Annotated in this window: 22 protein-coding genes; 5 read left to right on the top strand and 17 right to left on the bottom strand. The window is 72.1% G+C overall.

The features are described from left to right. Positions 1–49 precede the first annotated feature (49 nt). Positions 50–799, bottom strand: a complete 750-nt coding sequence (locus tag AB0E05_RS10680; protein ID WP_361961495.1) for a TIGR00730 family Rossman fold protein — start codon at positions 797–799, stop codon at positions 50–52. Between the two features lie 55 nt (positions 800–854). Further along, complete coding sequence (gene dapE, locus AB0E05_RS10675; protein WP_361961492.1) at positions 855–1,934, bottom strand: succinyl-diaminopimelate desuccinylase; 1,080 nt, start codon at positions 1,932–1,934, stop codon at positions 855–857. Positions 1,935–2,060: 126 nt separating this feature from the next. On the opposite strand from dapE, the gene AB0E05_RS10670 reads away from it, so the two are divergent. Next, positions 2,061–3,020: a hypothetical protein gene (locus AB0E05_RS10670; protein ID WP_361961490.1), complete on the top strand. Its 960-nt coding sequence runs from the start codon at positions 2,061–2,063 to the stop codon at positions 3,018–3,020. A 291-nt stretch (positions 3,021–3,311) separates the two neighbouring features. Further along, entirely contained in the window at positions 3,312–3,749 is a 438-nt protein-coding gene (locus AB0E05_RS10665) for an ATP-binding protein (protein WP_361961488.1), read from the top strand. A 95-nt stretch (positions 3,750–3,844) separates the two neighbouring features. On the opposite strand, the gene dapC is transcribed toward AB0E05_RS10665, so the two are convergent. After that, positions 3,845–4,990 carry a succinyldiaminopimelate transaminase gene (gene dapC, locus AB0E05_RS10660; RefSeq protein WP_361961486.1) on the bottom strand — a complete coding sequence of 382 codons (1,146 nt, stop codon included), beginning with the start codon at positions 4,988–4,990 and terminating at the stop codon, positions 3,845–3,847. Between the two features lie 158 nt (positions 4,991–5,148). Then, positions 5,149–5,469, bottom strand: coding sequence for a ferredoxin (gene fdxA / locus AB0E05_RS10655; protein WP_003985062.1), 321 nt, complete (start codon positions 5,467–5,469; stop codon positions 5,149–5,151). Positions 5,470–5,585: 116 nt separating this feature from the next. On the opposite strand from fdxA, the gene AB0E05_RS10650 reads away from it, so the two are divergent. Together AB0E05_RS10650 and AB0E05_RS10645 are read left to right on the top strand one after the other, a co-directional pair. Beyond that, the gene (locus AB0E05_RS10650) at positions 5,586–6,662 is read left to right on the top strand and encodes a GNAT family N-acetyltransferase (protein ID WP_361961484.1); all 1,077 of its coding nucleotides are present in this window, start codon (positions 5,586–5,588) and stop codon (positions 6,660–6,662) included. Continuing rightward, complete coding sequence (locus tag AB0E05_RS10645; protein WP_361961482.1) at positions 6,655–7,500, top strand: transglutaminase-like domain-containing protein; 846 nt, start codon at positions 6,655–6,657, stop codon at positions 7,498–7,500. The genes AB0E05_RS10650 and AB0E05_RS10645 overlap by 8 nt, the downstream gene beginning before the upstream one ends. Before the next feature lie 182 nt (positions 7,501–7,682). On the opposite strand, the gene AB0E05_RS10640 is transcribed toward AB0E05_RS10645, so the two are convergent. From AB0E05_RS10640 to AB0E05_RS10625, 4 genes are all read right to left on the bottom strand, one after another. Beyond that, positions 7,683–9,608, bottom strand: coding sequence for a peptidoglycan binding domain-containing protein (locus AB0E05_RS10640; protein WP_361961480.1), 1,926 nt, complete (start codon positions 9,606–9,608; stop codon positions 7,683–7,685). A gap of 427 nt (positions 9,609–10,035) precedes the next feature. Beyond that, positions 10,036–10,455: a DUF6113 family protein gene (locus tag AB0E05_RS10635; RefSeq protein ID WP_361961478.1), complete on the bottom strand. Its 420-nt coding sequence runs from the start codon at positions 10,453–10,455 to the stop codon at positions 10,036–10,038. After that, complete coding sequence (mshB, locus tag AB0E05_RS10630; RefSeq protein WP_361961476.1) at positions 10,452–11,369, bottom strand: N-acetyl-1-D-myo-inositol-2-amino-2-deoxy-alpha-D-glucopyranoside deacetylase; 918 nt, start codon at positions 11,367–11,369, stop codon at positions 10,452–10,454. Before mshB ends, AB0E05_RS10635 begins: the two co-directional genes overlap by 4 nt. A gap of 170 nt (positions 11,370–11,539) precedes the next feature. Next, entirely contained in the window at positions 11,540–11,734 is a 195-nt protein-coding gene (locus tag AB0E05_RS10625) for a hypothetical protein (protein WP_361529667.1), read from the bottom strand. Between the two features lie 155 nt (positions 11,735–11,889). Between AB0E05_RS10625 and AB0E05_RS10620 the strand changes: the two genes are divergently transcribed. Beyond that, entirely contained in the window at positions 11,890–14,052 is a 2,163-nt protein-coding gene (locus AB0E05_RS10620) for a prolyl oligopeptidase family serine peptidase (RefSeq protein WP_361961473.1), read from the top strand. 138 nt (positions 14,053–14,190) lie between these two features. Here AB0E05_RS10620 and AB0E05_RS10615 read toward each other — a convergent pair whose 3' ends face one another. The 9 genes from AB0E05_RS10615 to AB0E05_RS10575 all read right to left on the bottom strand — a co-directional run bounded on the left by AB0E05_RS10615 (position 14,191) and on the right by AB0E05_RS10575 (position 24,659). After that, positions 14,191–15,279: a dipeptide ABC transporter ATP-binding protein gene (locus AB0E05_RS10615; RefSeq protein WP_361961471.1), complete on the bottom strand. Its 1,089-nt coding sequence runs from the start codon at positions 15,277–15,279 to the stop codon at positions 14,191–14,193. After that, the gene (locus AB0E05_RS10610) at positions 15,272–16,330 is read right to left on the bottom strand and encodes an ABC transporter ATP-binding protein (RefSeq protein WP_361961469.1); all 1,059 of its coding nucleotides are present in this window, start codon (positions 16,328–16,330) and stop codon (positions 15,272–15,274) included. The genes AB0E05_RS10615 and AB0E05_RS10610 overlap by 8 nt, the downstream gene beginning before the upstream one ends. Positions 16,331–16,341: 11 nt before the next feature. Further along, a complete protein-coding gene (locus tag AB0E05_RS10605; protein WP_361961467.1) occupies positions 16,342–17,331 on the bottom strand; it encodes an ABC transporter permease in 990 nt (329 codons plus the stop codon). Further along, positions 17,324–18,247: an ABC transporter permease gene (locus AB0E05_RS10600; protein WP_361961465.1), complete on the bottom strand. Its 924-nt coding sequence runs from the start codon at positions 18,245–18,247 to the stop codon at positions 17,324–17,326. The genes AB0E05_RS10605 and AB0E05_RS10600 overlap by 8 nt, the downstream gene beginning before the upstream one ends. Before the next feature lie 22 nt (positions 18,248–18,269). Next, the gene (locus AB0E05_RS10595) at positions 18,270–19,907 is read right to left on the bottom strand and encodes an ABC transporter substrate-binding protein (protein WP_361961463.1); all 1,638 of its coding nucleotides are present in this window, start codon (positions 19,905–19,907) and stop codon (positions 18,270–18,272) included. A gap of 208 nt (positions 19,908–20,115) precedes the next feature. After that, a complete protein-coding gene (locus AB0E05_RS10590; RefSeq protein WP_361961461.1) occupies positions 20,116–21,063 on the bottom strand; it encodes a GNAT family N-acetyltransferase in 948 nt (315 codons plus the stop codon). A gap of 399 nt (positions 21,064–21,462) precedes the next feature. After that, entirely contained in the window at positions 21,463–22,584 is a 1,122-nt protein-coding gene (locus AB0E05_RS10585) for a dipeptide ABC transporter ATP-binding protein (protein ID WP_361961459.1), read from the bottom strand. A 25-nt stretch (positions 22,585–22,609) separates the two neighbouring features. Beyond that, complete coding sequence (locus AB0E05_RS10580; RefSeq protein WP_361961457.1) at positions 22,610–23,671, bottom strand: ABC transporter ATP-binding protein; 1,062 nt, start codon at positions 23,669–23,671, stop codon at positions 22,610–22,612. A 10-nt stretch (positions 23,672–23,681) separates the two neighbouring features. Continuing rightward, the gene (locus AB0E05_RS10575) at positions 23,682–24,659 is read right to left on the bottom strand and encodes an ABC transporter permease (RefSeq protein ID WP_361961455.1); all 978 of its coding nucleotides are present in this window, start codon (positions 24,657–24,659) and stop codon (positions 23,682–23,684) included. Positions 24,660–24,699: the final 40 nt, after the last annotated feature.

Below are 24,699 nucleotides of genomic sequence, written 5' to 3'. Positions count from 1 at the left end.
CGGGACGGCCGGGTGCGCGCACCCGGCCGTCCCGTCGTACCGCTCCTCCTCAGCGCCCGGTCTCCTTGGTGACCAGGTTCACCGCTTCCTCGATGTCGTCCGTCACGTGGAAGAGCAGGGTGTCCCGCTCGGACGCCTTCCCCTGGGCCACGACGGTGTTCGTCAGCCAGTCGACCAGCCCGCTCCAGTACTCGGAGCCGAACAGCACGATCGGGAAGCGGGTGACCTTCCCGGTCTGGACGAGCGTCAGCGCCTCGAACAGCTCGTCGAGGGTGCCGAGGCCGCCGGGGAGCACCACGAACCCGGAGGCGTACTTCACGAACATCGTCTTGCGGACGAAGAAGTAGCGGAAGTTCACGCCGATGTCGACGTGCGGGTTGAGGCCCTGCTCGAAGGGCAGCTCGATGCCGAGGCCCACGGAGATGCCGCCGGCCTCCCGCGCGCCCCGGTTGGCGGCCTCCATCGCGCCCGGCCCGCCGCCGGTGATCACCGCGAAGCCCGCGTTGACCAGCGCCTTGCCGATCTGGATGCCGGCCTCGTACTCGGGGGTGCCGGGGAGGGTGCGGGCCGAGCCGAAGACGCTGATCGCGCTGGGCAGTTCGGCGAGCGCGCCGAAGCCCTCGACGAACTCGGACTGGATCCGCATCACGCGCCAGGGGTCGGTGTGCACCCACTGCGAGTCGCCCTCGGTGTCCAGCAGGCGCTGGTCCGTGGTGCCGGCCTGGACCTGTTCGCGGCGACGCAGCACCGGCCCCTGACGCTGCTCTTCCCAGTCGCGAGAACCTCCGGGGTTGCTCATGACCTGCTCCCTCCGCCGAACGTCGAACCTCTTTGCTCGCTCCAGCCTAGTTCGGTCAGCCGGTCAACCACTGGCGCAACCGCTGTTCGCACTGTGCGATGCGGTCGACGACGACGTGCTCGTCGCGCTTGTGGGCGTAGAGCGGGTCGCCGGGTCCGTAGTTCACCGCGGGCACGCCGAGCGCGCTGAAGCGGGAGACGTCGGTCCAGCCGAACTTGGGCCGGGCCGTGCCGCCGACGGCCTCCATGAAGGCGACGGCGGCGGGGTGCGAGAGCCCGGGCAGCGCCCCGCCGGAGTGGTCGTCGACGACGAACTCCGCGACGCCGCAGTCCGCGAAGACCTCGTGGACGTGGGCGAGGGCCTCCTCCTCGCTGCGGTCGGGGGCGTAGCGGTAGTTCACGGCGACGGTGCACTCGTCGGGGATGACGTTGCCGGCGACCCCGCCGTCGATGCGCACGGCGTTGAGCCCCTCGCGGTATTCGAGGCCGTCGATGACCGGGCGGCGCGGCTGGTACGCGGCGAGGCGGGCGAGGATCGGCGCGACGGCGTGGATGGCGTTGGTGCCCATCCAGCTGCGCGCGGAGTGGGCCCGCTCCCCCGTCGTCCTCAGCAGGACGCGCAGGGTGCCCTGGCAGCCGCCCTCGACCTCGGCGTCGGAGGGTTCGAGCAGGACGGCGAAGTCGCCCGCCAGCCAGTCGGGGTGGGCGTCGGCGATCCGCCCGAGGCCGTTGAGGTGGGCGGCGACCTCCTCGTTGTCGTAGAAGACGAAGGTGAGGTCGCGGTTGGGCTCGGGGACGGTGGCGGCGATGCGGAGTTGGACCGCGACGCCGGACTTCATGTCGCTGGTGCCGCAGCCCCACAGCACGCCGTCGGAGTCGAGCCGGGAGGGGACGTTGTCCGCGATGGGGACGGTGTCGATGTGCCCGGCGAGCACCACCCGCTCGGAACGCCCCAGGTGGGTGCGGGCCACCACGTTGTTGCCGTACCGGTCGACCGTGAGGTGGGGCAGGGCGCGCAGGGCCGTCTCGATGGCGTCCGCGAGGGGCTTCTCCTCTCCGCTGACGGAGGGGAAGTCGACGAGCGCGGCGGTGAGGGCGGGGCCGGCGAGCGAGAGGTCGAGCGCGGTGGGCGACATGGGAACGACCTTAGCCGGGCCCGCGGGGCGGTGCGGCGCGCCGCCCGACGGGCGGCTGTGACATCGGTTTCCGGCCATCAACCCACCCGGGACCTGCGGAGACGGTTCGCCTAGTACGGTGTGCCTGTGTCCGAAACCGCCTCCTCCAGCCGGCGCGGCCGTCGTGCCGTGCGGGTCGCCGCCGGCTCCGCCGCCCTCCTGGCGCTGATCGGTTACATCGTGGTGCAGCAGTCGACGGGGAGTTCGGTTCCCGGCTGCACGGTGCGTGCGTCGGGCGGGGACGGTCCGACGTACGAGCTGAGTACGGAGCAGGCGTCGAACGCGGCGACGATCTCGGCGGTCGGCACCACGCGCGGGCTGCCCGAGCGGGCGGTCACCATCGCGCTGGCGACCGCGCTCCAGGAGTCGACGCTGTACAACATCGAGCACGGCGACCGGGATTCGCTGGGGCTGTTCCAGCAGCGCCCGTCGAAGGGGTGGGGCACCCCCGAGCAGATCATGGACCCGGTGTACTCCGCGGGGAAGTTCTACGAGGGCCTGGAGAAGGTGCCGGGGTACTCGCGGTTGCCGCTGACGGTCGCCGCGCAGAAGGTACAGCGCAGCGGCTTCCCGCAGGCGTACGCGAAGCACGAGCCGAACGCGGCGCTGCTGGCCTCGGCGCTGACGGGCCGTTCGGGCGCCTCGCTGACGTGCACGCCGCGCAGCGGCGTCGAGGCGGCGGGCGATCCGGCGCGGGTGCGCGAGGAGTTGACGCGCGCGTTCGGCCTCAAGGCCGCGGACGGGCCGGCGGGCGGCGCCGCCTCGTCGGTGCTGTCGGTGCCGGTGCGGCCGGCGGCCCTCGGTTCGGGCGAGCAGCGCGGCTGGGAGCTGGCGCACTGGGCCGTGGCGCGCGCCGAGGAACTGGGCATCGAGGAAGTGGTGTTCGGGGGCCGCGTCTGGCGGGCGAAGGACTCCGGCGAGGGCTGGCGCAAGGACGGCTCGGGCGAGTCCACGCCGTCCGGTACGGACGGGACGACGGCGGCCGGCGCGGAGGTCCCGGGCGCTCGCGCAGCGCAGGAATCGGTACGGATCCGACTCGCACGCTGATGCGAGCCGTCCCCCGCAGGGCGTAGTTCCACCGGGTCACTCCAATGGCCCCGAGTGACGCACGGACGCCGTGGGGTGCTCCCGTGCGATTCCCTAGGGAACGCCGGGAAGTGACGGTTCAGCACGAGGTCAGGCCGTGCACCGTTTGCCCGTTTTCAGCCAGGGACGATAATGCGACGCATTGCCAACTCTTTACCTTTGCGCACCGCAACTTCCCCGCCCCCCTGAGCGGTTGTCTGGGCAGCACGACCCCGTGCCCTCCCGTCCCCAACCTTCGTCTCAAGGAGCATCATGTCCCTCCCCCTGACCCGCCGGATCGCCCGTGCCGCGCTGCTCGTCGCGGCGGGCGCAGCCCCCGTCCTCGGTGCGGCCGGCACGGCCGGCGCCGTGGACCTCGGGCAGGCCGCGCCGCTCGGCGGGCTGACGGCGCTGGACGCGAACGGCGTCAGCGGCGCGGTCGACGGCGCGGCGCAGCAGACGACCGGGCTGGCCGGCACGACCGGCGGCAAGGCCGTCGAGCAGACCGTTCCCGCCGCGGGCAAGGCGCTCGGCGGAGCCGGCAAGAAGGCGGCCCCGGCCGCGCAGGAGACCGCGGGCGACGCCGCGGGCAGCGCCGGCGGCCTGCTCGGCGAGACCACGGGCGCCGCGACCGACTCGCTCGGCAACAGCGGCCTCGCCCCCGGCTCCCTGGGCGGCGGCCTGCCGACCCAGGGGCTGCCGCTCGGCTGACGGCGACCCTGCGGCAGTGGCGAAGAAGGGCCCGGGAGCACACGCTCCCGGGCCCTTCCCCGTCTGCGGAACGCCGACCGACCCCAGGGCCTGTCTTACGCGGTCAGCCGCTGGACCGCCGCCGCCACGCGCTCGTCCGTCGCCGTGATCGCCACCCGGACGAAGCGCTCCCCCGCCGGCCCGTAGAAGTCGCCGGGGGCCACCAGGACGCCCAGCTCCGCGAGGTGCGCCACGGTGTCCCAGCACGGCTCGTCGCGGGTCGCCCACAGGTAGAGCCCCGCCTCGCTGTGTTCGATCCGGAAGCCGTGGCCCTCCAGGGCCGCCCGCAGCGCGGTGCGGCGGGCCGCGTACCGCTGCCGCTGCTCCGCCACGTGGGCGTCGTCGCCGAGCGCCGCGATGGTGGCGGCCTGGACCGGGGCGGGGACCATCATGCCGCCGTGCTTGCGGATCTGGAGCAGCTCGCCGAGCACGTCGGCGTCACCGGCGATGAACGCGGCCCGGTAGCCGGCCAGGTTGGAGCGCTTGGAGAGCGAGTGGACCGCGACGACGCCCTCGTACGTGCCCCCGCTGACGTCCGGGTGGAGCACCGAGACCGGGTCGGCCTCCCACCCCAGTTCCAGGTAGCACTCGTCGCTGACCACGAGGACGCCGTGCTCCCGCGCCCAGGCGACGATCCGGACCAGCTCGTCCTTGGCCAGGACGCGACCGGTGGGGTTGGAGGGGGAGTTGAGCCAGAGCAGCTTCAGCGTGGCGGGGTCCAGCTGGGTCGGGTCGTCGTACGCGACGGGGGTCGCGCCGCACAGCCGCGCGCCGACCTCGTACGTCGGGTACGCGAACCGCGGGTACGCCACCACGTCGCCCGGGCCCAGCCCGAGCTGGGTGGGCAGCCAGGCCACCAGTTCCTTGGAGCCGACGACGGGCAGCACGCCCGCGTGCGTCAGCCCGACCGCGCCGAGCCGTCGCTCCGCCCACCCGGTGAGCGCGTCCCGCAGCGCGGGGGTGCCCCACACCGTCGGATAGCCCGGGGAGTCCGCGGCACCGGTCAGGGCCTGCTGGATCACCTCGGGGACCGGGTCCACGGGGGTGCCCACGGACAGGTCCACGATGCCGTCCGCATGGGCCGCGGCCGTCGCCTTGTACGGCTCCAGCTTGTCCCACGGGAAGACGGGCAGGCGCGCCGAGACGCGCGGGGACCCCGAGGGGCCCGGAGGGGCTGACGGTGCTGACGGAGCTGCGGACACGGGCGGTCTCTTTCTCGTACGTGCGAAGCGAGGGCCGGGGACGGGGACGGGGACGGGGCGGAGCTGAGCCTGGGCGTGCAGGCGCAGGAGAAACGCAACGGTCCCGTACGGACGTCGACCGTACGGGACCGGCAGGGATCGGCTCGCTCGCCGGTGGATCAGCCGTTCTGCGGCGGCAGCGCGGCGATGAAGGGGTGGTCCCGCTCGATCAGGCCGAGCTTGGAGGCGCCGCCGGGAGAGCCCAGCTCGTCGAAGAACTCGACGTTCGCCTTGTAGTAGTCCTTCCACTCCTCCGGAGTGTCGTCCTCGTAGAAGATCGCCTCGACGGGGCAGACCGGCTCACAGGCCCCGCAGTCGACGCATTCGTCCGGGTGGATGTACAAGGACCTGGAGCCCTCGTAGATGCAGTCGACGGGGCACTCCTCGATGCATGCCTTGTCCTTGACGTCGACACAAGGCTGCGCGATGACGTAGGTCACGCTGTCGTTCCTCCTTGGTAGGGCTCTTGGCTTGCGCGGGAGCGCGGCGTCGTCGATGCCCGCCCCTAGTATCTCCGTTCCTGGAGACGATCCGAACACGAGGGGCACACATAGCAGTGGAAATTGCCGGCGCCGGTCGCCTCAAAGTCCGTATTACACCTCTTGACGTGGGTAAACGAGTATCCATTAGGCGCTTTGTCGACCCCTCGGGCGGCGATGGGACGTTCACCGACACGGTAGGCGTTCTCACATCGTGGTACGAGGGTGTGCTGGTGATCACTCGCCGCGACGGGCGGTCGGTGCGCGTGCCCGAGGGCGAGCTGGCGGCGGGCAAGGTGGTGCCGGCCGCCCCCGCGCGGCGCCGCGGACTGCCGGCCGCGGACTTCGTCGAACTGACCCGGGCCGGGGCGCGGGCCTGGCCGCCCGTGGAGAGCGAGGCGCTCGGCGAGTGGCGGCTGCGGGCCGCGTACCGGGAAGCGCCGGGCGGACCCCGCTCCGGCCCCTCCAGCGGCTTCACCCGGCGGGCGAACTCGGCCCTGGCGCTCGGCGACCCCGGCGTCCCCCTGGACCGGGCGCTGACGCGGGTGCGCGAGTGGTACGGGGAACGGGGGCTGCCGGCGTACGTACAGGCCGCGACCGGTGCCGCGGGCACGCAGGAAGTGCTCTGCGCGGATCTGGAGGAGCGCGGCTGGCGGCGCGAGGTGTCCGCGGACGTACGGATCGCCGGCCTCGCGCCGGTCGGGGACCTGGACGCGGACGTGGCGCGGGTGGCCCTGGCGCGCTCGTTCGACGAGCTGGGGCCGGGCTGGCTGCGGCGCTACCAGCGGTCCGCCGAGCCCGGGCCGCACGTGCTGAAGGTGCTGGCCGGCGGCCCCTCGGTGTGGTTCGCGGCCGTGCCCGGCACGGACGCGGACGGACGGGACGTGCCGGCGGCGATCGGACGGTGCGTGGTGGACGGCCGGTGGGCCGGCTTCATGGCGGTCGAGGTGGACCCGACGCACCGCCGGCAGGGGCTGGCCACGGCCGTGATGACCGCGCTGGCCCGGCGGGCCCTGGAGGAGGGGGCGTCGGCGGCCTGGCTCCAGGTGGAGGCGGACAACGCGGGCGCGGGCGCCCTCTACGAGGGCATGGGCTTCACCACGCACCACAGCTACCACCACTACCACGCGCCGGAGGGCCCCTCCGATGCGTGACGAGCCGGACGGCCCCGGCTTCGGCGGCCTCCGAAAGGCGTTCGCCGCCGAAGCCCGGGCCGAGCGGCCCGACCTCGCACTGCTGTGCCTGCTGCTGGGGCAGGCCGCCGATCCGTCGCTGGACGACGCGGGGGTGGACGCGGCACAGATCGAACTGGACCGGCTGGCCGGGCAGCTCCCGTACGGCCTGCACACGCCGCGCGCGTGGGCGGCGGCGCTGGAACGGCTCCTCGGCGAGGAACACGGCTTCCACGGCACCCCCGCCGACTACCGCAGGCTCGACTCCTCGCTGCTGCACAAGGTCCTGGAGCGGCGGCGCGGGCTGCCGATCCTGCTGTCGATCGTCTGGGTCGAGGTCGCGCGGCGCGCGGGGGCGCCGGTGTACGGGGTGGCGCTGCCCGGGCACTTCGTCGTCGGCTTCGGCCCGCCGGAGGACCAAGTGCTCGCGGACCCGTTCGCAGGCGGGCGGGTGCTGACGGGCCCGGAAGCCGCGCTGATGATGGCGGGCGCGACGGGGGTGCCGCCGGACGCCTCGACGCTGCAGCCGGCGCCGGTGCTGGACGTGGTGGGCCGGGTGCTGAACAACATCCGGGCCTGGGCGTCGGCCCGCCCGGAGCAGTCGGCGGTGGCTCTGTGGGCGGTGGACCTCTCCCTGGCGCTCCCCTCCCACCCGGCGCGCCTGCGCTACGAGCGGGCGGAACTCCTGGTCCAGCGGGGCGAGTTCCTGCGGGGTGCGGTGGAGCTGGAGGCGTACGCGGAGGTGGTGGCGGCCGTGGACCCCTCCACCGCGGACTCCCTCCGCACCCGCGCCCGCGCGGCCCGCGCCCGTCTGAACTAGCCGGCCGGCGCGGCTCCCCCTGCGGGTTGCCTTGCCTTCTGCGCCCTGCTGACGGGCCCGCGCTCCTGGACGCAAGCGTCGTTTCCCTGCGGGAGCGTTCGCCTCTGCGGGCCCCGGGGAACCACGGCGCCCCGGAGCCAGGGCACGCGCAGTGGCGCGCGGCCCGGGCCCGGGGCGTGGGGTTAGCTGAGCTTGATGTCGACCGTGCGTTCCTGCGGGGTCTTGCCCCGCAACGCCGGGCCCATCGCCTGGGCGATGTCGCCGGGGCCCAGCTGGTGCTGCTTGCCGTCGCCCTTGGTGATCATCACGCCCTGGAACGTACCGCCCACCAGCTCGGCGATCGCCTCCTTGTCGTAGACCTCCACCAGCTTCCCGTCGATCGCCTTCATCGACAGGATCTTCGGCAGGGACCTCTGCGGGCCGAAGTCGATCGCCTTGCCGCCCGCCCTGACCGTGATCAGCCCGGACATCGCGGGGTCGGCGAACTCCTTCTTCGCGCGGTCCAGCTCCGCCTGCGTGATGGACGGCTCGCGTTCGGCGACGGGCAGTTCGACGACGCCCGGCTGTCCCTTCTCGACCTGGGCCCGGTACGCGTCCTGCACCATCGTCAGCGAGCGGTCCGCGTCCAGCGACTTGCCGGCCTTGCCCGGTACGAGGACGACCTCGCCGGGTTCGAACTTGATCGTGCCCTCGACCGCGGAGCCGGCCGTGCCGGCCAGGTCGGTGAGGGCGGCGCGGAGCTTCTCCTCGTCCACGACGATCACGGGCTCGGCGACGCGCTCGCCGCCGAACAGCGAGCCGATCACCGACACCGGGTTGTAGTCGCTGCCGGCCGCGTTGCGCACGGTGGTCTGGCTGTCGAGGGAGAGGCCCGCCTTGTCCGGGGCCAGCTCGACCTCCTTGCCGCCGACGGAGAGCTTCAGCGGGGCCGCGGCGCGCTTGCCGAGGGCGCCGTCGAGCTTGCCGACGGCCTGCTCGCGGGTGCCGCCGCCGATGTCGACGCCGAGGACGGTGGTGCTCTTCGGCACGTCGGAGTGGTTCAGCAGCAGCCCGGCGCCGTAGGCGACGCCGACCGCCCCGACGGCCGCCACTCCGACGAGCACCAGCTTGGAGCGGCCCTTCTTCTTGACCGGCGGCGGCGCGGGACGCGACGAAGGGGAGGAAGGCGCACCGGAGGGGCCCGACGGCTTCGACGGCGGCGTGGCCGCGCCGGAGGGGGCTGCCGCGGCGCCGGCCGGGCCCGCGGGGAAGCCCGAGGGCCCGGGCTTGACGACCGGCACCCCGCTGGTGAGCGTGTCGCCGGAGACGTTGCCCCCGGGACCCGTACCGGGGGCGCCGCCCGGCACCGGCGCGGGCTTCTGCGGCGTCAGTACGGCCGTGTCGTCGGACATCCGGGGAGCACCGGTGCCCGGGGCGACCGGCATGGTGCCCTGCGCGGGGCCGGTCGTGGGCCCCTTCGGGCCCGCTCCGGGGGCGGACGGCGTGCGGACGCCCAACGGCGGCGTCTGCGGACCGGGCGCGGGCGCACCGGCTCCGGCGGCAGCGCCAGCCGCCGCACCACCCCCGAGGTCGCTCAGGGAACTCCGCGGCGGTGCGCCGGCGGAGCCGTTCGCCCCGCCGGTCGTCGTGCCCGCGACCGGCGTCCCGGGCGGGCCCGTGGGCACCCGCAGCCCGGCGCCGTTGGTGCCGGACTTGCGCGGTGCGAACCAGTCGCTGGTGGGCTCCGGGCCGCCGGCGTCGGGCCGCGGCTCGCTGCCCGGGGCGGGCGCGGGCGGTGGCGGTGGCGCCGCCGCGTCGAACACCGGCATCGCCGCGGTGCGCTCCGCCTCGCCCTCCCCACCGGCTCCCGGCGCGGGCGCCGCGGACTCCGATTCGTTCACGGGCTTGCGCATCACCACGGGCGGAATGGGCCGCGACCCGGGGATGTTGATGCGGATGCGGGTGGTGATCGTCGTCTCGGTCTTGGGCTCGGACTTGGCCGCGTCCGGCTTCGGCTCGCCGTCGGCGCCGGCGTAGCGGCGCGAGCCGTACGGCGGTGTCCCCGAGGGGTACGCGGCTCCGCCGCGCCCCTGAGGCCCGGAGGACGAACTGTCAGTTTCACGACTCAAAGCAGGATCTCCCGGTTGGCTTCGCCGCCCGCTTCTTACTGTGTTCCACGTGCTGAGGGCGGCTCGGCGGCGCGCACCACCATACTGGCCGCCGCTGACGCTCACCCCACGACTGTGGAAAGCCTCATTCCGACGGGTCGCAGGCGGGCGCCGTGCGGCCCACCACATCGGGGGCCGGGCACTCGGTCGGGCTCTTCCCGGACCCACTCGATCGGGTCCCGCTAGGGGGTGTCTTGTCGATCAGGCTGGATCAGCGAGCGGGGTCTGGTGCCGTGGATCGCAAGACGGAGGATGGGGGTACCTCCCGGGCCGCCAGGCCCAGGGGGAGAGTCGACACGGAGCTTCGGCGACCGACGACAACGCGGCGAGGCATGGTGCCAGGGCACGCGAGCCCAGCCTGATCGACAAGACACCCCCTACCGCCCCGCTACTCCTCAAGTCGACCGGAACGGCCGCCCGGTTGCAAGGGTCGCCCCAAGGTGGCACACATCACAGCGACCGCCATGCCGCCCAGGATGAAGAGCAGCGGTCCGACGCCCGCGCCGAAGAGGGCGTCGCCCTCCGGGCGTCCGATGCTGAGCAGCACGATCGCCACCAGCCAGCCGACGGCCGCGGACAGCACGCCGAGTTGATTGCCCGTGGCCTCCCGCGCACCGTAGAAGAGCCCCGCCGATCCGAGGAGCGAGAGCAGCAACCCGACCGGGAGCCAGGCCGCTTGCACCAGCGAACCCGCAATGCCGACGAGCGCACCGAGGACGACGAGTCCGACGTACGCGGCGACGCGGCCCGGCCGGGGCCGGTGGGTCGTCCAGTCGCGGGCCAGCCCGGCGCCCGGGCCCCCGCTCACGCCGACACCGCCGCGCTCGCCGGGCCCCCGGTGGCGATCCCGGCGAACAGGTCGTGCTCCCGCTGCCCTTCGGGCGCGCCCGAGCGGCCCTCGGCCAGCTCGAAGTACTCGGTGGTGAAGATCGGCTGCCCCAGGTCGTTGGAGAGTGCGAAGAAGGGCCCGTCCACGGCGATCTGGGTGGCGTGCGCGCGCATCGCCGCCGCCTTCTGCCCGGCGTACGCGCGGCCGTCGATCTCCGCGGTGACGACGGCGTCGTCCACCACGCCCGGGACGTCGTCCAGCGCGGCGACCCCGGGGAACTCCACGCCCTGCGCCCGCAGCCGCGCGAAGCCCTCCTCGGCGACCGAGCGCGGCACCCGGGTCCAGTACACCTTGGCGACGGTCCACGGCTCCCCGAGGTCACGGCGGAAGGCCCGCTCCCCCGCCAGCTCGACGGCGCGCATCGCGACCCGGTGGGCCTGGATGTGGTCGGGGTGGCCGTAGCCGCCGTTCGGGTCGTACGTCACCAGGACCTGCGGTCGTACGGAACGGATGACCTCGACGAGGTCCGGCGCCGCGTCGTCGACCGGGGTGTTCCAGAACGCGCCCTCGCGGCGGTTCTGCGCGAGCCCCATCATCCCGGAGTCGCGGTAGCGCCCCTGCCCGCCCAGGAAGCGGTGGTCGGTGACGCCCAGCTCCTTCATCGCGGCGGCAAGCTCGCCCACGCGGTGGGCCCCGAGCGCGTCGTCGCGGTCGGCGGCGAGATGGGCGAGGCCGGGCGGAATGACCTCGCCCTCCTCGCCGAGCGTGCAGGTCACCAGGGTGACCTGCACGCCGTCGGCGGCGTAGCGGGCCATCGTGGCGCCGTTGGTGATCGACTCGTCGTCCGGGTGCGCGTGCACGAGGAGCAGACGACGGGTGGGAAGGTCCGTCATGCACACAGCCTACGAGGGAAGGCCGGACCGCCGCCGCGGAACGTGATCCTCCGGCCATCGGATCAGCATGGCTACGGGGGTGGTGGTCCCGCACCCGCGTCGGAGGTGAAGGGGGAGTCCGGGTCGAGCCGCCGGGACGACGGCTCGTGCGGACGCCGGTGGTCGGACCGTCAGAACTTGAGGTCGCCGACCATGTCGGCCACGCTCGTCGTCAGGTCGGTGATCGTGGGCTCGAAGGACGAGCTCGCGAGAAAGAAACCGAACAACACGCAGACAACCGCATGCCCGCCCTTGAGCCCGGACTTCCGGATCAGCAGGAAGACGACGATCGCCAGCAGCACCACCGCCGAAATCGAGAGTGCCACGGCGGTTCACCTCCACAGAGACTCGGTCGGGACGGGCAGGTCGCATGTGCCAGATGGTTCCTACCCACCTCGCGCTACGGATCATAACTATCCACGCCCACGCATCGGTTGGTGCACGGCAGCACGTGGGGCGCACGCCCGCTAGGTTCGGTCACATGACCAAGCGGAACAAGCTTTCTTTTCCCCGCCAGTTCGCTCGTACACAACGCTTTGCGCTCGGTGCGCCCCGTGCGTTCACCGTCGCACCGGACGGATCACGGGTGGTGTTCCTGCGATCCGCGTCCGGCACGGATCCCGCCGGCGGGCTGTGGACGCTTGACCTGGCGGGATCCCGGGACCCCGGGGGTACGGCGAAGGGCGCGGCACCGCCGGTGGAGCGGCTGGTGGCGGATCCGCGGACGTTGCTCGGCGGTGCGGCGGAGCGGCTGTCGACGGCGGAACGGGCCCGGCGGGAGCGCAGCCGGGAGGGGGCCGCGGGCATCGTGGGCTACGCGCTGGACGCGGCCGGAGAGTTGGCGGCTTTCGCCCTGTCCGGACGTCTGTTCACAACGGAACTCCCCACCGGGACGTCCCGGGAACTCCCCGTACGGGGACCGGTGATCGACCCCCGGCCCTCGCCCGACGGCCGGTACGTGGCGTACGCGGCGGGCGGCGCGCTGCGCGTCGCCGAGGTGGGCGGCGAGGGCGACCGGGTGCTCGCCGCGCCCGAGGAGGACCAGGTCGCCTATGGTCTCGCGGAGTTCGTCGCGGCCGAGGAGATGGGGCGACCGCGCGGCTTCTGGTGGTCGCCCGCATCGGACCGGCTGCTGGTGGCTCGGGTCGACGAGCGGGAGGTGAAGCGCGTGTGGCTGTCGGATCCGGCGCACCCGGAGCGGGAGCCGCAGCCCTTCGCGTACCCCTTCGCCGGCACGCCGAACGCGGACGTACGGCTCTTCCTGATCGGCCTGGACGGCGAGCGCACCGAGGTCGTCTGGGACCGGGCGCGCCATCCGTACCTCGCCCGGGTGCAGTGGTCGGACGCCGGGGCGCCCCTGCTGCTCGTCCAGGCGCGCGACCAACGCACCCAGCGGTGCCTGACCGTCGACACCGAGTCCGGGGCGACCCGGACCGTCCACGTCGACGAAGATCCAGATTGGCTGGAACTTTTCCCCGGGGTGCCGGCCCGGGCGTCCGACGGACGGCTCGTCCGCATCGCCGACGAGGGCGGGGCGCGCGTACTGACCGTCGGGGACCGGGTGTTGACCACGGCGACGCTGCACCTGCGGGCGGTCCTCGACATCGGCGACGACGACGTGCTGGTGACGGCGTCGGCCGGCGAGGAGGCGACGGAGCCGGAGATCGGCGAGGTCCATGTGTACCGGGTCAACGAACTGGGCGTGGAGCGGGTCTCCGAGGGCCCGGGGGTGCACACCGCGGTCCGGGCGGGCGCGGTGACCGTGCTCACCTCCGCGAGGCCCGACGTCGCGGGCTCGACCTTCCAGGTGCTGCGCGACGGCGAGCAGGTGGCGACGGTCGCCTCGTACGCCGAGCAGCCGGTGATCACCGCGCGGCCCCGGCTGTGCGAGGCGGGGCCGCAGCGCATCCCCTGCGCGGTGCTGCTGCCGACGGGCCACCGGGAGGCGGACGGCCCGCTGCCGGTGCTGATGGACCCGTACGGCGGCCCGCACGGGCAGCGGGTGTACGCGGCGCACCACCCGTACCTGACCTCGCAGTGGTTCGCCGACCAGGGCTTCGCGGTGGTCATCGCGGACGGGCGGGGCACGCCGGGCCGCTCCCCCGCGTGGGAGAAGTCGATCAAGGACCGTCTGCTCCTGCACTCCCTCGACGACCAGGTGGAGGCCCTGCACGCGCTCGCCCCCACGTTTCCGCTGGACCTGGACCGGGTCGCCATCCGCGGCTGGTCCTACGGCGGATCACTGGCGGCGCTCGCGGTGCTGCGGCGGCCCGACGTCTTCCACGCGGGGATCTCGGGTGCGCCGGGGATCGACCAGCGGCTGTACGACACGCACTACACGGAGCGGTACCTCGGGACGCCGCAGGAGCAGCCGGAGGTGTACGCGGCGAACTCGGTCGTGACGGACGAGGGGCTGAGCGGGGCGCGGGAGCCGGCGCGGCCGTTGATGCTGATCCACGGCCTCGCGGACGACAACGTCCTGGTGGCCCACACCCTCCGCCTCTCCTCCGCCCTCCTGGCCGCCGGACGCGAGCACGAGGTGCTCCCCCTGAGCGGCGTGACCCACATGACCCCTCAGGAGGAGGTCGCGGAGAACCTCCTCCGTGTGCAGGTGGCGTTCCTCAGGAGGACGTTGGGGGGGTAGCCCTGCGGCGGGACGACCGGCCGGGGCGCGTCAGAGGAGCGTCCCGGCCGGGGACGGCACCCGCACGGCCGTGGGGAGAGCTTGGCGCGCGCTTATATCGGAAGCGCGTCGGGGACGTTGCCCGCAGGTAAATCGGCGTCACCCCTCGGATGACTTCGGCGCCTCCGGCTGCTCGGGCGGCTCCGCGGACTCCGGCGGCTCCGGCGGGACCACCTGGCGCTCCGCCGCGAAGTGGCACGCCGACGGATGCCGCGCGGGGCCCTTTGACGCCAGGCGGAACTCCGCGGGGACCGCCAGCAGCGGCACCTCCAGCGCGCACCGCTCCTGCGCCTTCCAGCAGCGGGTGCGGAAGCGGCAGCCGGACGGGATGTGCGCCGGCGACGGCACGTCCCCGTGCAGGATGATCCGGTCCCGGTGCGCGCGCGCCTCGGGGTCCGGCACCGGCACCGCGGAGAGCAGAGCCTGGGTGTACGGGTGCGTGGGGTGGTCGTAGATCTCCTCGTCCCGGCCGAGTTCGACGACCCGCCCCAGGTACATCACCCCCACCCGGTCGGAGATGTGCCGGACCACCGACAGGTCGTGGGCGATGAAGACGTACGAGAGGCCGAACTCGTCCTGGAGCCGGTCCAGCAGGTTCACCACCTGTGCCTGGACGGAGACGTCCAGCGCGGACACCGGCTCGTCGGCGACGATCACCTCCGGCCGCAGCGCGAGCCCCCGCGCGATGCCGATGCGCTGCCGCTGGCCGCCGCTGAACTGGTGCGGGTAGCGGTTGACGTACTCGGGGTTGAGGCCCACCACGTCCAGCAGCTCCTGCACCCGGCGGCGCCGGTCGCCCTTGGGCGCGACCTCGGGGTGGATGTCGTACGGCTCGCCGATGATGTCGCCGACCGTCATCCGGGGGTTGAGCGAGGTGTACGGGTCCTGGAACACCATCTGGATGTTGCGGCGCACCGCCTTGAGCGCACGGCCGGACAGCTTGGTGATGTCCTCGCCCTTGTAGCGGATGACGCCGGCGGTGGGCCACTCCAGGTGGACCAGCATCTTGGCGAGGGTGGACTTGCCGCAGCCGGACTCGCCGACGATGCCGAGCGTCTCGCCCTGGTAGAGGTCGATGTCCACGCCGTCGACCGCGCGCACCGCGCCGACCTGCTTCTTGAAGAGGACGCCCCGGGTGAGGGGGTAGTGCTTGACCAGGTCGCGCACTTCGATGATCGCTTCAGGCACGGGGTCCCTCCTCGCCGTTCGAGGAACCCGCCGGGTCGTCCGAGCCGTCCGAGCCGGCCGGGTCGCCCCAGCCTCGCCGGCCGTCCAGCGCCTCGCGCCAGAAGTGGCACGCGCTGTGCCGCCCCGGGCCCGCCTCGTACAGCGGCGGCTCGTCGGTGCGGCACACGTCGCGCACGAGGGGGCAGCGGGGGTGGAAGGCGCAGCCGGGCGGGACGGCCATCAGGTTCGGCGGCAGGCCGCTGATCGCGGAGAGCTGTTGGCCCTTGCGGTCCAGGCGCGGGATGGAGTCGAGCAGCCCGCGGGTGTAGGGGTGGGCCGGGGCCTTGTAGATGTCGTGCACGGGGGCGCTCTCCACGATCCGGCCGGCGTACATCACGGCGATGCGGTCCGCGACGTCCGCGACGACGCCGAGGTCGTGGGTGATCAGGATCAGGCCCATGGCGTACTCGTCGCGCAGCTCCGCGAGCAGGTCCATGACCTGGGCCTGGACGGTGACGTCGAGCGCGGTGGTGGGTTCGTCGGCGATGATCAGGGCCGGCTGGAGGGCCAGCGCCATGGCGATCATGATGCGTTGGCGCATGCCGCCGGAGAACTGGTGCGGGTAGTCGCCGACGCGTTCGGCCGCGGCGGGGATGCCGACGCGCTCCATCAGCTCCACGGCCTTCGCCCGCGCCTCCTTCTTCTTCAGGCCGCGGTGGACGGTGAACATCTCGGCGAGTTGGGCGCCGACGCTGAGCACCGGGTTCAGGGCGGAGAGCGCGTCCTGGAAGATCATGGCGATCTCGGCGCCGCGGACCTTGCGGCGTTCGGCCTCGTCGAGCGCCAGCAGGTCCCGGCCGCGGAAGAGGACCCGGCCCGCGGTGATCCGGCCGGGCGGGGTGTCGAGGATGCCGAGGACGGCCTGGGCGGTCACCGACTTGCCGGAGCCGGACTCGCCGAGCACCGCCAGCGTCTCGCCCTCGTCGACGTGGTAGCTCACCCCGTTGACGGCCCGGGCGACGCCGTCGCGGGTGCGGAACTCCACGCGCAGGTCGCGTACTTCGAGCAGCATGCCGGCACTCCTCAGCGCAGCTTGGGGTCGAGGGCGTCGCGCACCGCGTCGCCGAGCATGATGAACGCCAGCACGGTGATCGCCAGCGCGCCGGCGGGCCACAGCAGCATGTGCGGGGCGTTGCGGATGTAGGGGGAGGCGGCCGAGATGTCGATGCCCCAGGAGACGGTGGGCGGTTTGAGGCCGACGCCCAGGTAGGACAGGGTCGCCTCCAGGGAGATGAACGTGCCCAGGGCGATGGTGGCGACGACGATGACGGGCGCGACGGCGTTGGGCGCGATGTGGCGCAGCAGGATGCGGGAGTCGGCGGCGCCGAGGGCGCGGGCGGCCTGCACGTAGTCGTTCTGCTTGGCGGTGATGACGGAGCCGCGGGCGATGCGGGAGATCTGCGGCCAGCCGAGCAGGACCATGAAGCCGATCACGGGCCAGACGGTGGTGCTGGTGACGACGGAGAGCAGGACGAGGCCGCCGAGGATCACCGGGATGCCGAAGAAGATGTCGGTGAGCCGGGACAGCAGGGCGTCGCCGGCGCCGCCGAAGTAGCCGGCGAGGCCGCCGAGGACGGAGCCGAGGAGGGCGACGCCGAGGGTGGCGCAGACGCCCACGGTGACGGAGGCCCGGGCGCCGTACACGGTGCGGGTGTAGACGTCGCAGCCCTGGCCGTCGAAGCCGAAGGGGTGGCCGGGCTGGGAGCCCTCCTGGGACTTGGCGAGGTCGCAGTCGAGGGGGCTGCCGGTGGTGATGGCCTGCGGCCAGATCGCGATCACGACCAGGAAGAGGATGATCAGCGCGGAGACGATGAAGACGGGGTTGCGGCGCAGGTCGCGCCAGGCGTCGGACCACAGGCTGCGCGGCTTGCCGACGGGACCGGTGCCGAGGGGCCCGCCGGGAGTCTTCTCCAGCGTGGCGCCTTCGGCGGTGGCGAGGTCCATGGTGCCGCCCGCGCCGGTCGGCGCGATGGCCCCGCCTTCGTCGAACCGCTCGGGGGGCTGCTCAGGCATAGCGGATCCTCGGGTCGAGTACGGCGTACAGCAGGTCGACGAGCAGGTTGGCGAGCAGGAAGACCAGCACCAGCACGGTCACGAAGCCGACCACGGTCTGGGTGTTCTGGCGCACGATGCCCTGGTAGAGCTGGTAGCCGACGCCGTGGATGTTGAAGATGCGCTCGGTGACGATGGCGCCGCCCATCAGGGCGCCGATGTCGGTGCCGATGAAGGTGACGACCGGGATGAGGGAGTTGCGCAGCAGGTGGCGGGTGACGACCCGGTGCCGCGGCAGCCCCTTGGCCTTGGCGGTGCGCACGTAGTCGGAGCGGGCGTTCTCGGCGATCGAGGTGCGGGTGAGCCGGGTGACGTACGCGAGGGAGACGGAGGCGAGCACCAGGCCGGGGACGATGAGCTCGTCGAGCGGCGCCCCGGGCGAGACGGCGGGCTTGATGACGCCCCACTCGACGCCCAGCAGGAGTTGCAGGAGCAGTCCGGTGACGAAGGTCGGCACGGAGATCACCACGAGGGTGAGCAGCAGCACCCCGGTGTCCACGGGCCGGCCGCGGCGCAGTCCGGTGAGCACGCCGAGGGTGATGCCGATGACGATCTCGAAGGCGATGGCGACCAGGGTGAGCCGGATGGTGACGGGGAAGGCGTTCCTCATCAGTTCGGTGACGGGCTGTCCGTTGAAGGCGGTCCCGAAGTCCCCGGTGAAGACGTCGCCCATGTAGCTCAGGTACTGCTGCCACAGGGGCTTGTCGAGGCCGTACTGGGCGCGGAGCTGGGCGGTGGTCGCCGGGTCGCACTGGATCTGGCCGCAGAGTCCGGCGATGGGGTCGCCCATCACGTTGACCATGAGGAAGATCAGCAGGGTGGTGCCGAAGAAGACCGGGATCATCTGGAGCAGACGCCGGATCACGTAACGTCCCATGGGGGCTCCCGAGGCGGCGCCGTCAGGCGACCTTGATCTGGTTGTAGACCGGGACACTGAAGGGGTTGAGCGCGACGTTCGAGACGCGCGGGGAGTAGCCGGCGCTGCCGTTCTGGTACCAGAGCGGGATGGCGCCCATCTGGTCGCGGACGACCTCCTCGGCGCGCTGGAAGGTCTGGACGGCCCGGGCCGTGTCGGACTCGGCGTTCGCCTCGTCCACCAGCCGGTCGAAGTCCTCGTTGCTCCACTTGCCGTCGTTGGAGGATGCGCCGGTGTAGTAGAGCGGCTGGAGGAAGTTCTGGATGAGGGGGTAGTCCATCTGCCAGCCCGCGCGGAAGGGGCCGCTCATCTTGGACTGGGTGATCTGGTTGCGGAAGTCGGCGAAGGTGCCGATGGGGTTGCCGACGCAGGCGCGGTCGGTGCCCAGCGCGTTGTTGATGCTGTTGCAGACGGCGTCGACCCACTCCTTGTGGGAGCCGGTGTCGGCGTTGTACGAGATCTTCATCGTGCCGCCGGGGATGCCGCCGCCCTCGGCGACCAGTTGCTTGGCCCGGGCGGGGTCGTAGGTGCAGGCGTCGCCGCAGAGGGTCTCGCTGAAGCCGCCCTCGACGCCGAGGACGGGCGACGTCCAGTCCTTGGCGGGGGTGCGGGTGCCACGGAAGATCCGGGAGGTGATCTCGTCGCGGTTGATGGCCATGGACAGGCCGGTGCGCATCTTGTTCCCCTGCGGGGTGTTCCACCGCTTGTCGTAGAAGGGGAAGGCCAGGGTCTGGATGATGCCGGCCGGGGTGTTGATGTAGCGGTCCCCGAGGTCCTTCTTGACGTTGCGCAACTGGGCGGCGGGGACGTCGTCGACGAGGTCGAGGTTGCCGGCGACGAGGTCGGTGTAGGCGGTGTTGTTGTCGGTGTAGACCCGTAGGTCGACACCGCCGTTGACGGCCTTGTCGGGGCCGGGGTAGCCGTCCCAGCGGCGCAGGGACATCTGGGAGCCGCGGACGTACGACTTCACGGCGTACGGGCCGTTGCCGACGGGTTTGGCGAGCCAGCCGGCGTGGTCGTCGTAGAAGGTCCTGGGCAGCGGGACGAAGGCGTTGTAGCCGAGGGTGTCGGGCCAGGTGGAGAACTTCTGGCTGAGCTTGACGGTGAAGGTGCGCTCACCGGTGACGGTCAGCCCGGACAGGGTGGTGGCGGTGGGTTCGCCGCTGTCCGGGTGGACCTGGTCGTACCCCTCGATGTAGCCGAAGAAGTACGCGTTCTTCTGGTTGTTCCTGAGGTACGCGCCGTAGTTCCAGGCGTCCACGAAGGAGCGGGCGGTGACCTTCTCGCCGTTGCTGAAGGTCCAGCCGTCCTTCACGGTGACGAAGAAGGTCGTCGAGTCGGTCGTCTCGATCTTCTCGGCGAGCATGTCGTCGGCGCGACCGGTCTTCGGGTCGTACCGCTTGAGGCCGCGGAAGAGCAGGTCGAGGGCCTTGCCGCCCTGCACCTCGTTGGTGTTGGCGGGCTCCAGGGGGTTCTGCGGGTCGCCCCAGGAGGAGCGGACGACGCCGTCGGGGCCGCTGCCGAGGTCTTCGCCACCGCCGCCGCAGGCCGTCAGCGTCGCCGCCGCAAGGGTGACGACCGCCGCGGCGACGATCCTGCTGGCGTGCGCGGCTTCCCGCATCCGGTGCCTCCTCGGTCCTGGATCCCTCCGTCATCCAGGGCCTGTCTGGAGTTCCCCCGCGGCGTCGCGACGCCCGGCACCGCCACCTCCGGCGTTGTCGTCAGTCGCCGCTCCTTCTCCCGCGCTGGAACTCCAGACAGGCCCTAGGACCGAATATCACCGCATAACGGTGCGTACCGCATGTCAGCTCACCCGAACGGTGGAGGTGTCACCCCTCGGAGGCGGGGCGCGGAGCCGGCAGAGTGACCTCCCAGGTGTCCACCGCGAAGTGCTGGCCCATGCCGTTCGCCTCGTACAGCCGCAGCGCACCGCTCTCGTTGGCGGTGTCCACGCCGAGGCCGATCTGGTCGCGGCCGAGTGCGGCGTACGTCGCGAACGCGTGACGCAGCAGGAAGCCCCCGACGCCCCTGCCGCGGGCCTGCCGGCGGACGCCGAGTGCGTTGACCCAGGCGTGGGCCTTGCGGTGGTTCGAGGTGACCATGGCGGCGGTGTCCTCGCCGTCCAGCGCGACGATCCACATCTTCGACCAGTCGACCAGCTCGCCGAGGTCGTCCAGCCACTGCGCGTACGAGCGGTCCTGGTGGTCGTAGTGGTCGGCGAACGTCTCCTGGAGCAGCGCGTGCGCGATCCGGCGGTCGGCCTCGTCCTGGCAGTCCCGCAGGGTCAGCCCGGACGGCGGTACGGGGGCGCCGTCGGCGCCGGCGTCGAGCTGGCGGGTCATGACGTAGTAGCGACGGACGGGCTTCCAACCGCGCCGGTCGAGCATGGCGAGGTCCATGGTCGGATTCACGTTCACACTGAGGTGCACCACGGCCCGGTCGGCCCCGTTCTCCCCCGCCTTCTCGACGGCCCGCGCCTCCATGAGCCCCATGACCTCCTCGGCGAGGTCCTGGTGCTCCGGCAGCCCGTACTGGTCCATGTCGATGCGCTCGGCACCGGAGTCGTCCCACAGCAGCCCGTAGACCACCAGCTCGTCACCGACGAAGCCGAGCCAGGAATTGCGCGGCAGGTCGGCGTCCGGGTGCGACAAGTCGGCCCGCACGGAGACGAGGTCGGTCTCGGGCCGCCCGACTTCGAGCACGTCGACGGCGTTGAGGAGGTCGGTGACGACCGCGACGTCGTCGAGCGTGGCGGGCCGTACGTTATGCGCGTCCATCCCCCCACTGTGGGCGCCCCCACGAGCCCCCTCAACCGGTTTTCCCCGGCGCCCCTGACATACCCGCCGTAGCCCCGCGGGAGCGCTGTCCCCTGCGGCCCGGTGGGTGGTCCTCGCGCAGTTCCCCGCGCCCCCACATTGCCCACGCCCTGCGGGCGTAGGGGCAAACCGCGTACACATCCCGCAGGGGACAGACGGGCGGAGCGAAACAGGGGCGCGGGGAACTGCGCGACAAGCCACCCACCGGGCCGCAGGGGACAGCGCTCCCGCGGGGCTACGGCGAGGGGTTGGGGCCGCGGAAAGCGACGCACCCGCAGTGAGTTCGCCGACCTGCCGGGAGGGCAAACGGCCCCGGCGCGACGCATCGCAACCGGGGCCGGGCCGAACCGCGTCGGCGAGCTACTTCTGCTCGTCCTCCAGCGCCGCAAGCGCCGGGTCCAGCACGATGTCCTCCGCGCGCGCCTCCGTCGACGGGTCCTCCGGGAAGTGGCACGCCGTCAGGTGACCGTCCCGGTTGCCGTCGAGCTGCACCAGCGGCGGCGCCTCCGTCGCGCACTTGTCCTGCGCCTTCCAGCACCGCGTGCGGAACCGGCAGCCGGACGGCGGCGCGATCGGCGAGGGCACGTCGCCGGCGAGGCGGATGCGCTCCTTCTTGTCCCCGTCGACGTCCACCTCCGGCACCGCCGACAGCAGCGCGTGCGTGTAGGGGTGACGCGGCCGGTTGTAGAGGGAGTCGCGGTCGGCGACCTCCACCACCTTGCCGAGGTACATCACCGCGACGCGCTGCGAGAAGTGCCGCACGACGGCCAGGTCGTGCGCGATGAACACGAACGCGATGCCCAGGTCCCGCTGGAGGTCCTGGAGCAGGTTCACCACCTGCGCCTGGATGGAGACGTCCAGCGCCGAGACGGGCTCGTCCGCCACGATCAGCTTCGGCTGCAGGGCCAGCGCCCGGGCAACCCCGATGCGCTGCCGCTGACCGCCGGAGAACTCGTGCGGGAAGCGGTTGAAGTGCTCCGGGTTGAGCCCGACGAACTCCATGAGTTCGCGGACCCGCTTCTCCCGACCGCCGGTCGGGTTGATCCCGTTGATCTCCATCGGGCTGGAGATGATCGTGCCGACCGTCTGCCGCGGGTTCAGCGAGGCGTACGGGTCCTGGAAGATCATCTGGATCTCGGACCGGATCGGCGCGAGCTGCTTGCGGCTCGCGTGCGTGATGTCCCGGCCCAGGTAGCTGATCCTGCCGCCGGTGGGCTCAAGGAGCCGGGTCAGCAGTCGACCGGTGGTCGACTTGCCGCAGCCGGACTCGCCCACCAGGCCGAGGCTCTCGCCCGGGTAGATGTCCAGGTCGACGTCGTCGACGGCCTGGACCGCGCCCACGACCCGCTTGATCGGGAATCCGCCCTTGATCGGGAAGTGCTTGGTCAGACCCTGCACCTGCATCAGCGGCTCGGACGACGTCCGATCGCGCTGCTGCGGGGCCGCATCGGTCGCCGCCGTGGTCTTGGTGTGCTCACTCATGGTCATACCCCAGTCGCCGGGTCCGTCAGCCCAGGCGGGGCTGAATCCTCTCGATGAAAACCTGCTGCCGCGCGTCCGCCGGAATGTGGCACGCAGCGGCGCGCCCGTCCGGCAGCGGCGGGCGCTCGCTCGTGCACCGGCCGCCGCTCACCAGGTCGACGTGGGCGCACCGCGGATTGAACGGGCAGCCGGTCGGCGGGTTGAGCAGGCTCGGCGGCGAGCCCGGGATGGGCTGGAGCGGCTCGTCCACCCCTGCCGACAGCCGCGGCATCGACCCGAGCAGACCCCAGGTGTAGGGGTGCTGGGGCTCCTTGAGCACCTCGCGCACGGTGCCCCGTTCCACGGCCCGCCCGGCGTACATCACCAGCAGGTCGTCAGCGGTGTTCGCGACCACGCCCAGGTCGTGGGTGATCAGGATGATCGCGGAGCCGAACTCCTGCTGGAGGTCCTTGAGCAGGTCGAGGATCTGCGCTTGGACCGTCACGTCGAGCGCGGTGGTCGGCTCGTCGGCGATCAGCAGCTGCGGGTTGCACACCAGGGACATGGCGATCATCGCGCGCTGGCGCATGCCGCCGGAGAACTGGTGCGGGTAGTCGTCCACCCGGGCCTTGGGGTCGGGGATGCCGACCTTGCCGAGCATCTCGATGGCCCGGTCCCGGGCCTCCTTCTTGCTCGCGCCGGTGTGCTTGCGGAACGGCTCCGAGATCTGCCGGCCGATCGTGTAGTACGGCGACAGGGCGGTCAACGCGTCCTGGAAGATCATCGCCATCTTGTTGCCGCGCAGCGTTTCGAGCTGCTTCTCCGACGCGTTCGTCAGATCCTGGCCGTCCAGCTCGATGGAGCCGCCGATGGTGGTGTTCTTCCGGTTGTGCAGGCCCAGGATCGTCAGGTTGGTCACCGACTTGCCGGAGCCGGACTCGCCGACGATGCCGAGCGTCTTGCCGCGCTGGAGGTCGAACGAGAGCCCGTCCACCGCCTTGACGACGCCGTCCTCGGTGGAGAACTGGACACTCAGGTCGCGCACCGAGAGGAACGGCTTCGAGTCGTTCGGAGCCGGAGCACCTTCGGTCTTGGTGAGAGTGGTCACGGTCGTTCTCCTAGGACAGGCGCACGCGCGGGTCGATGAGGGCGTACAGGGCGTCCACGATGATGTTGAAGAAGAGGATCAGGGCGGCGCTGAAGATCATCACGCCCATGGTGAGCGGCAGGTCCTTGTCGATGACCGAGTCGCGCGCCAGTCGTCCGAGGCCGGCGAGGCCGAAGGTGAGTTCGGTGACCATGGCGCCGCCGAAGAGCGCGCCGAGGTCGATGCCGAGGATGGTGACGATCGGGGTGAGCGATCCGCGCCAGGCGTAGCGGAAGAAGACGTACTTGCTCGACATGCCCTTGGCCCGGGCGGCGCGCACGTGCTCCTCCTGGAGCTGCTCGATCATCGTCGAGCGGGACATACGCGTGTAGTTGGCGGTGAAGATGACCGACATCACGCACCAGGGGATCAGCAGGCCCATGAACCAGCCGCCGATGTCCTCGGAGAACGGCACGTACGCGGGCTTGTCCAGCAGGCCGCTGCTGTAGACGAAGATGCCCATCACGACGGGGCCGAGGAAGTAGATCTGCAGCGACGACAGGACGAGCGAGCTGCCGCTGAAGAACTTGTCGACCGCGGTGCCGCGGCGCGCGGCGGCGATCATGCCGGCGCCCAGGCCGACGGTCAGGAAGACCAGGAGGCCACCGGCCGAGAGCGAGATGGTCAGCGGGAGGCGGTCGAGGATCGTGTCCCAGACCATCTGCTGGTTGTCGAAGGAGACGCCGAAGCAGGGGGCCGAGCAGTGACCGACGGCGAAGTCACGACCGGCGAAGATCCCGACCACGTAGTTCCAGAACTGCACGGGCACCGGGTCGTCGAGGCCGAGATTCTTGTGGATGACCTCAAGGGCGTCGGGGGTGCAGTTCTTTCCGCACGCCAGCAGAGCTGGATCCTGTGGGATGGCGAAGAACATGAAGAACGTGAACGCGCTGATCAGAAAGAGGATCAGGCCAGCGCCAAGCGTCCGACGAATGATGAATTGAAGCATGGCTGGTCGCTGCTCTCAGGACGGCGGCTTAGGGGGACGA

The organism is Streptomyces sp. NPDC048057, from assembly GCF_040653095.1.
Taxonomy (GTDB): Bacteria; Actinomycetota; Actinomycetes; order Streptomycetales; family Streptomycetaceae; genus Streptomyces.
Note: the sequence above shows the minus strand (reverse complement) of the source record. Positions and strands in the feature narration are given on the sequence as shown.